7 protein-coding genes are annotated in these 6,503 nt (G+C 72.6%); 4 read left to right on the top strand and 3 right to left on the bottom strand.

The window, feature by feature from the left end; all coding sequences use genetic code 11:
- Positions 1 to 474: 474 nt before the first annotated feature.
- Positions 475 to 1,782 (bottom strand): tyrosine--tRNA ligase, encoded by a 1,308-nt coding sequence (tyrS, locus tag GVV04_RS26465; protein ID WP_161691624.1) that lies wholly within the window; start codon positions 1,780 to 1,782, stop codon positions 475 to 477.
- Between the two features lie 107 nt (positions 1,783 to 1,889).
- On the opposite strand from tyrS, the gene GVV04_RS26460 reads away from it, so the two are divergent.
- The 4 genes from GVV04_RS26460 to GVV04_RS26445 all read left to right on the top strand — a co-directional run bounded on the left by GVV04_RS26460 (position 1,890) and on the right by GVV04_RS26445 (position 4,273).
- The gene (locus tag GVV04_RS26460; RefSeq protein ID WP_201754204.1) at positions 1,890 to 2,273 is read left to right on the top strand and encodes a PaaI family thioesterase; all 384 of its coding nucleotides are present in this window, start codon (positions 1,890 to 1,892) and stop codon (positions 2,271 to 2,273) included.
- Positions 2,274 to 2,361: 88 nt separating this feature from the next.
- Positions 2,362 to 3,588, top strand: a complete 1,227-nt coding sequence (locus GVV04_RS26455; protein WP_161691570.1) for an NRAMP family divalent metal transporter — start codon at positions 2,362 to 2,364, stop codon at positions 3,586 to 3,588.
- A gap of 9 nt (positions 3,589 to 3,597) precedes the next feature.
- A complete protein-coding gene (locus GVV04_RS26450; protein ID WP_161691568.1) occupies positions 3,598 to 3,978 on the top strand; it encodes a hypothetical protein in 381 nt (126 codons plus the stop codon).
- On the top strand, positions 3,965 to 4,273 hold the full coding sequence (locus GVV04_RS26445) for a PRC-barrel domain containing protein (RefSeq protein ID WP_161691566.1): 309 nt from the start codon (positions 3,965 to 3,967) through the stop codon (positions 4,271 to 4,273). The genes GVV04_RS26450 and GVV04_RS26445 overlap by 14 nt, the downstream gene beginning before the upstream one ends.
- Before the next feature lie 67 nt (positions 4,274 to 4,340).
- Here the strand turns inward: GVV04_RS26445 and GVV04_RS26440 are convergent, their stop codons facing one another.
- Complete coding sequence (locus tag GVV04_RS26440; RefSeq protein ID WP_161691565.1) at positions 4,341 to 5,678, bottom strand: hemolysin family protein; 1,338 nt, start codon at positions 5,676 to 5,678, stop codon at positions 4,341 to 4,343.
- Between the two features lie 175 nt (positions 5,679 to 5,853).
- The gene (locus tag GVV04_RS26435; RefSeq protein WP_161691563.1) at positions 5,854 to 6,495 is read right to left on the bottom strand and encodes a YgjV family protein; all 642 of its coding nucleotides are present in this window, start codon (positions 6,493 to 6,495) and stop codon (positions 5,854 to 5,856) included.
- Between the last annotated feature and the right edge of the window lie 8 nt (positions 6,496 to 6,503).

Here is a 6,503-nt window from a genome sequence, read left to right as displayed (position 1 = left end):
ACCATCCGAGCACCCCCACCAGGAGGGCCCCATCCGGGGCATTTCGTTCGTCCCGCACCCGCCGCTCTCGCGCCGGGCACTTTTACTACGTTACCCGCCGATTTCCGCCGTGTCAAACCGGTGTAACCCGATCCGACCTGCTTCCACCCAATTTACGGGCACCACGCATTCGCCGGCTTGCGCCGCCTCGTTCGTGATTTCCGGCAGGCCGGCCGCTGCGGATGACCGCTAGCTCGCCCGGTGCCCTACCGGCGATGAACCATACCCGGTCGGTCTCGCCTCGCCAAATCCGCCCTGCGGCAGATCCGGGGCCCCGCCCGGCCCGGGCTCCGAGGATTACCACCCTCGCCGCCCGAAGCTCATTCCCGCGCTCCGGCCTAGCGGGCTTCCGCCCGTTTCGTCCGTTCCGCGCTGACAGAGAGAAAGTTACGCCCCCGGCCGATTGCTCGTCAAATCCGCCGGGGGCGTCCCGCGTCACACTCTCGACGTACTCGGTTGGTCGAGCAGCTCGACGCCGGCGAAGGATTTTTTGCCCCGGCGCAGCACCAGGTACCGGCCGTGCAGCAGGTCCGTCGGAGAGACCCCGGCGTCGACCTCGGTGATCCGGTTGTTGTTGACGTACGCGCCGCCCTCGGCAATCACCCGCCGGGCCTCCTTCATGCTCGGCACCAGGCCCGATTCCTTGAGCAGGCCGGCGACGTCGGGCAGCTCGGCGACGTGGACGAGCCCGGCCTCGGTCAGCGCCGCCCGCAGCGTCTCCGGGGTCAGCTCGTCCAGCGACCCCCGGCCGAACAGCGCCTGGCTGGCGGCGACCGCCTGGGCCATCTCCCGCTCGCCGTGCACCAGGGTGGTCAACTCCTCGGCGAGGGCCCGCTGGGCGAGCCGGGCCGCCGGCCGCTCCGCCGTCTCCTTCTCCAGCTGCTCGATCTCCTCGCGCGGGCGGAAACTGAAGTAGCGCAGGTAGCGGATGACGTCCCGGTCGTCGGCGTTGAGCCAGAACTGGTAGAACGCGTACGGGCTGGTCAGCTCCGGGTCGAGCCAGACGGCGCCGCCCTCGGTCTTGCCGAACTTCGTACCGTCGGCCTTGGTCACCAGCGGGGTGACGAAGGCCTGCACCGGCCCCGCCCCCCGGCGCCGGACGTAGTCCACGCCGGCGGTGATGTTGCCCCACTGGTCGGAGCCGCCGAACTGGAGCTGGCAGCCGTGCCGGCGGTGCAGCTCGTAGAAGTCGTTGGCCTGGAGCAGTTGGTAACTGAACTCGGTGAAGCTGATGCCGCTCTCCAGCCGGGCCTTGACCACCTCCCGGGCCAGCATCTTGTTTACCGGGAAGTGCTTGCCGACGTCCCGCAGGAACTCGACCACCGACATCTCGGCGGTCCAGTCCAGGTTGTTGACCAGTCGCGCCGCGTTCTCCCCCGTGTACGACACAAAGGGCGAGAGCTGGTCGCGGATGCGGCCCACCCAGCCGGCGACCACCTCCGGCGAGTTCAACGTCCGCTCGGCGTTCTCCTTGGGGTCGCCGATCTGGCCGGTGGCCCCGCCGACGAGCAGCAGCGGCCGGTGCCCGGCGAGCTGGAGCCGGCGGGCCGTGGCGACCTGCATGAGGTGGCCGACGTGCAGGCTCGCCGCCGTCGGGTCGAAGCCCACATAGAAGGTGGCCTCCCCGCCGTCGAGCAGCGCGCGCAGCTCGTCGGGGCCGGTCGAGTCCTGGATGAGGCCTCGCCACTGCAGGTCTTCGGTCAGGGAGTTCCGCACGGTCGGCGGGGGGCTGCTGTCGGTCACGGTCACCGATTCTCCCCCATCCCCGGGGTCGAGCCGTACCGGGTTTGGCTCTGATCACGGTTGGCTAGGCTGGCCCCTTCCGTACGCGAGGAGGAGCCGTCGTGGAGATGCCCGACCCGACCGGGGGCTTTGTGGCCCTGCTCGGCCTGGAGTTCGACGAGGCGAGCGGGGACCGGGTGGTCATCCGGTGGCGGGTCCGCCCCGAGCTGCACCAGCCCCACGGCATCCAGCACGGCGGGGTGTACTGCGCGGTGGTGGAGACGGCGGCGAGCATCGGTGGCTCGCTGTGGCTGGGCGAGCGGGGCCGGGTGGTCGGTGTGTCGAACCAGACGGACTTCCTCCGGGCGGTACGCGACGGCGAGCTGACGGCCGTCGGCACGCCGGTGCACCGGGGCCGCAGCCAGCAGCTCTGGCAGGTGGAGATCTCCGACGACGCCGGGCGGCTGGTTTCCCGGGGACAGGTCCGGTTGCAGAACCTGACCGTGGACTGAGCCACCCGCCGGATGCCCGGTTCGGGGCATGAGAGGCGGTACGCCCGGTTATCGTCGCGGCGATGGCACCCGCTGACCCGTACCCGAGGTGAAGAAGCTTCTCGCCGCCACGCTCGGCGTGCTCTCCGCCGTCGGCGGGTTCGTGGACATCGGCGACCTGGTGGCGGCGAGCCAGGCGGGGGCGCGCTTCGGCATGGCGCACGCCTGGGTGCTGCTGCTCGGGGTGGTCGGCATCTGCGCGTACGCGGAGATGGCCGGACGGATCGCGGCGGTCAGCGGTCGGGCGGTGTTCGACCTGGTCCGGGAGCGGCTGGGGCCGCGGGTGGCGCTGCTCAACCTGGTGGCCTCCTACCTGGTGACCGTGCTGACCCTCGCCGCCGAACTGGGCGGCGTGGCGCTGGCCCTGCAACTGGCCTCCGGGGTGAGCTACCTGATCTGGGTGCCGGTCGCCGCCCTGGCCGTCTGGCTGGTGCTGTGGCGCATGCGGTTCCAGCTGATGGAGCGGGTGTTCGGGCTGGCCGGGCTGACCCTGGTGGTGTTCGCGGTGGCGCTGTTCTGGCTGCCCACCGACTGGGCGGCGCTCGGCCGGGGCGCGCTGCACGGCGGGGCGGCGGGGCACGGCTGGGGGGCGTACTGGTTCGTGGCCGTGGCCCTCTTCGCCTCGACGGTCAGCCCGTACGAGGTGTTCTTCTTCTCGTCGGGCGGGGTGGAGGAGAACTGGAGCGCCGCGGACCTGGCCGACGCCCGGACCAGCGTGCTGATCGGCTTCCCGGTCGGCGGGTTCCTCGCGCTGTCGCTGATCGCCACGGCGACGGTGGTGTACCACCCGAGCGGGGCCTCGCTGGGCTCCCTCGACCAGGTGGCGCAGCCGGTGGTGCTGGCGTTCGGGGGCGTGGGGCTGGCGGTGGCGGTGCTGGCGTTCTTCGCGGTGACCTTCGGCGCCGCGCTGGAGACCGGGCTGGGCGCCGCGTACGCCGCCGCGCAGTACTTCGGGTGGCAGTGGGGCAAGCGGGTGAGCCCACGGGAGGCGGCCCGGTTCCACAGCGTGCTGCTGGTCAGCGTGCTGCTCGGGGTGCTGGTGCTGCTGACCACGGTCGACCCGGTGACGCTGACCGAGTACATGTTGATCATCACTGCGGTGGCGCTGCCGCTGACGTACCTGCCGATCCTGATCGTCGCGAACGACCGGACGTACCTGGGTGACCGGGTGAACGGGCCGGTGTTGAACCTGCTGGGGGCGGTGTTCCTGCTGCTCATCGTCGCCGCGTCGGTGGCGGCGATCCCGCTGGCGGTGATGACGACGATGGGCCGGTGAGGACGGGCGATGAGGATGCAGCTCGGCCGGCAGTTGCTCGACCGGCAGATCGTCGACCGGGACGGGCGGCTGGTCGGCAAGGTCGACGACGTGGAGTTCGGGGTCGACACCGACGGGGTGCCGTACGTGGCCGCCCTGCTGAGCGGGCATGAGGCGCTCGCGCAGCGGATCGGCGGCCGGGCCGGGCGGCTCCTCCTCGCGGTGGCGGACCGACTGGTCGACGACCCGCCGGTGACACCGCTGCGCGTCCCGTACCGGCTGGTGGAGCGGGTGGACAGCGCGGTCCGGCTGCGGGTCGGCCTCGACGAGCTGCCCGGCTCCCCGACGGAGCAGTGGCTGCGGCGGCACCTGATCGACCGGATCCCGGGATCGCACCGTGCGAGCGGGTGAGCTGCTCGGCCGGACCGCGTACGACCTGCGCGGGCGGCGGTTGGGTCGGGTGGTGGACGTGGTGGTGCGCGGGGGCGGCCCGGACGGGCGGCTGCGGCTGACCGACGTGGTCGTCGCGAGGCGCTGGTACACCCGGGTGGTCGGCCGGTTGATCGGCCCCGAGCGGCACCCGTCGGGGCCGTGGCTGAGCCGCTGGGTGGCCCGGCTGCTCGGCCGGAACAGCCAACAGGTGCCGGCCGACATGATCCGGTTGGTCCCGCCGGTGCCCGGCTTCCCGTTCGGGGACCCGCCCTGAGCCCCGGAGGTGCGGCCGGGCCGGCACGCCGGGGCGTCGGGTCCGGCCGGCACGCCGGGGCGTCGGGTCAGCCGCGCGCCGGGTCGAGGGCGGGTTCGGCATCCGGGGTCCCGTCGGCGTCCAGCTCGGCCGGTGCGGCGGCCCGGCGCAGCCGTACCGCGGTGATGGCCCGGTGGTCGATGTCGGCGACCTCCAGCTCCCAGCCGTCGCTGGTGACGTCCTCGCCGGCGACGGTGGGGATGTGCCCCAGCAGGGTGAGCACCAGTCCGGCGACCGTGGTGTAGTCGCCGGCCGGCCGGCCGGGCAGGTCGACGCCGATGTCGGGCAGGTCGTGCACCGGGAAGGTGCCGGGCAGCAGCATCGCGCCGTCGGCCTCGGTGCGGACGCCGTGCACGTCCCGGTCGGTCTCGTCGTAGATCTCGCCGACGATCTCCTCCAGGATGTCCTCCAGGGTGACGATCCCGTCGGCCGCGCCGCGCTCGTCGACGACCAGGGCGATGTGCTGGCGTTCGGCCTTGAACTGCCGCAACGCGTCGACCACCGACAGCGAGTCGGGCAGCAGCATCGGTGGGCGGGCGCACTCGTCGACGGGGCGGTCGTCGGGCACGCCGACCAGGTCGCGCAGGTGGATGACGCCGACCGCGTCGTCGAGGCCGCCGTGGCGCACCACCGGCGCGCGGGAGTGCCCGGTGGCGGCCAGCACCAGCCGCGCGGCCTCCGCGGTGGTCCCGCTGTCGAGCGTGAAAACCTGCAACCGGGGTACGAGCACCGCGCGCAGCCGCCGGTCGGCGATCTCCACCGCGCCGGCGATGATGGTCCGCTGCTCCTTGGTGAAGCCGTGGTTGCCGGCGACGATGTCGCGCAGCTCGTCGGGGCCGATCTCGTCCGGCTCGTGCTTCGGGTTCAACCCGACGAGGCGGACCACCAGGTCGCTGGTGGCGCCGAGCACCCAGACGGCCGGCCGGGTGAGGGTGGCCAGCAGGTCCAGCGGGCGGGCGACCAGCAGCGCCCAGCGCTCGGCGGCCTGCATGGCGATCCGCTTGGGGGCCAGCTCGCCGAAGACCAGGGTGACGAAGGTCAGGGCCAGGGTGACCACCACGATGGCGACGGTCTCGGCGGCGCCGCCGAACACCCCGAGCAGCGGCACGAGCGGCTTCGCCAGGGAGACGGCCGCGGCGGCCGACGCCAGGAAGCCGGCCAGGGTGATGCCGATCTGGATCGTGGCGAGGAAGCGGTTGGGGTCCTTGGCGAGGCGGGCCAGCACCCGCCCGGCCCGGCTGGTGCGCTCCAGCCGCTGGATCTGGCTGTCCCGCAGCGAGACCAGCGCCATCTCACTGCCGGCGAAGATCGCGTTGAGGACGACCAGGACTCCGACCAGGGCCAGTTGGCTCCAGTAGCTCTGCACGCCCGGTTCTCTCCCTCACGAGGACGGCCCGGTCGGGTAGGACCGGCGGCGCCGCCCGACGACTCGGCCGACGTAGAGCTGTCTGTGCCCCGTGTGCGGGCCCGCGAACCCTGCCTCCGCGAACGGGCCGGTCAGTCCGGGCCGAGTGGCTGGTCAGGGCCCCGCGCGCGATGCGTCAGACCCGGTCGGCGACGGGCGGGGCCGGCAGGTCGAGCACGTACGAGCCGCCCACGGGGCGGAAGCCGAGCCGGGGGTAGTAGGGGGCGACCATGCCGGGCGGGCTGACCACCCGGCGGAATCCCCGGTCCGTGAAGAGGCTGCTGCGCCGGTAGACGAACTCCCCGGGGGTGAAGTCGCGGAACCGCTGGGTGACGTAGTCCAGGTCGACCTGGGCGACGTCGTCGCCCTCGGCGTGCGACAGCACCACCCCGACCACCTCGTCGGCCCGGACCACCAGGAACGCCGAACGCCGGGCGGCGTGCCCGCCCCAGCGGAAGCCGGGGTTGAACCGGGCGATGTCGGCGGCGTGCACCCGCAGGGTGTGGGCCAGGAACTGGTCGTCGACCCCGACCTCCACCACCTGGTACGTCTGCTCGTCGTGCCGGGTGGCGAGCATCTTCCGCAGGTACCACACGTTGATCACGGTGAGCACCACGTTGAGCCCGACCATCGGCCAGACGGCGAGGGCGGCGTTGTAGCCGATCAGCACGAGGCAGCCGACGAGGTTGAGCGCGCGCAGCCGGAGGACGCGCGCCTGCAGCAGCGACCAGACCAGCAGCGCGGAGCCGATCCAGCCGATCAAGTCCAGCCAGTTCACCCCGCGAG

Source organism: Micromonospora rubida (assembly GCF_009908295.1).
In the GTDB taxonomy this organism is placed as follows: Bacteria; Actinomycetota; Actinomycetes; order Mycobacteriales; family Micromonosporaceae; genus Micromonospora; species Micromonospora rubida.
Note: the sequence above shows the minus strand (reverse complement) of the source record. Positions and strands in the feature narration are given on the sequence as shown.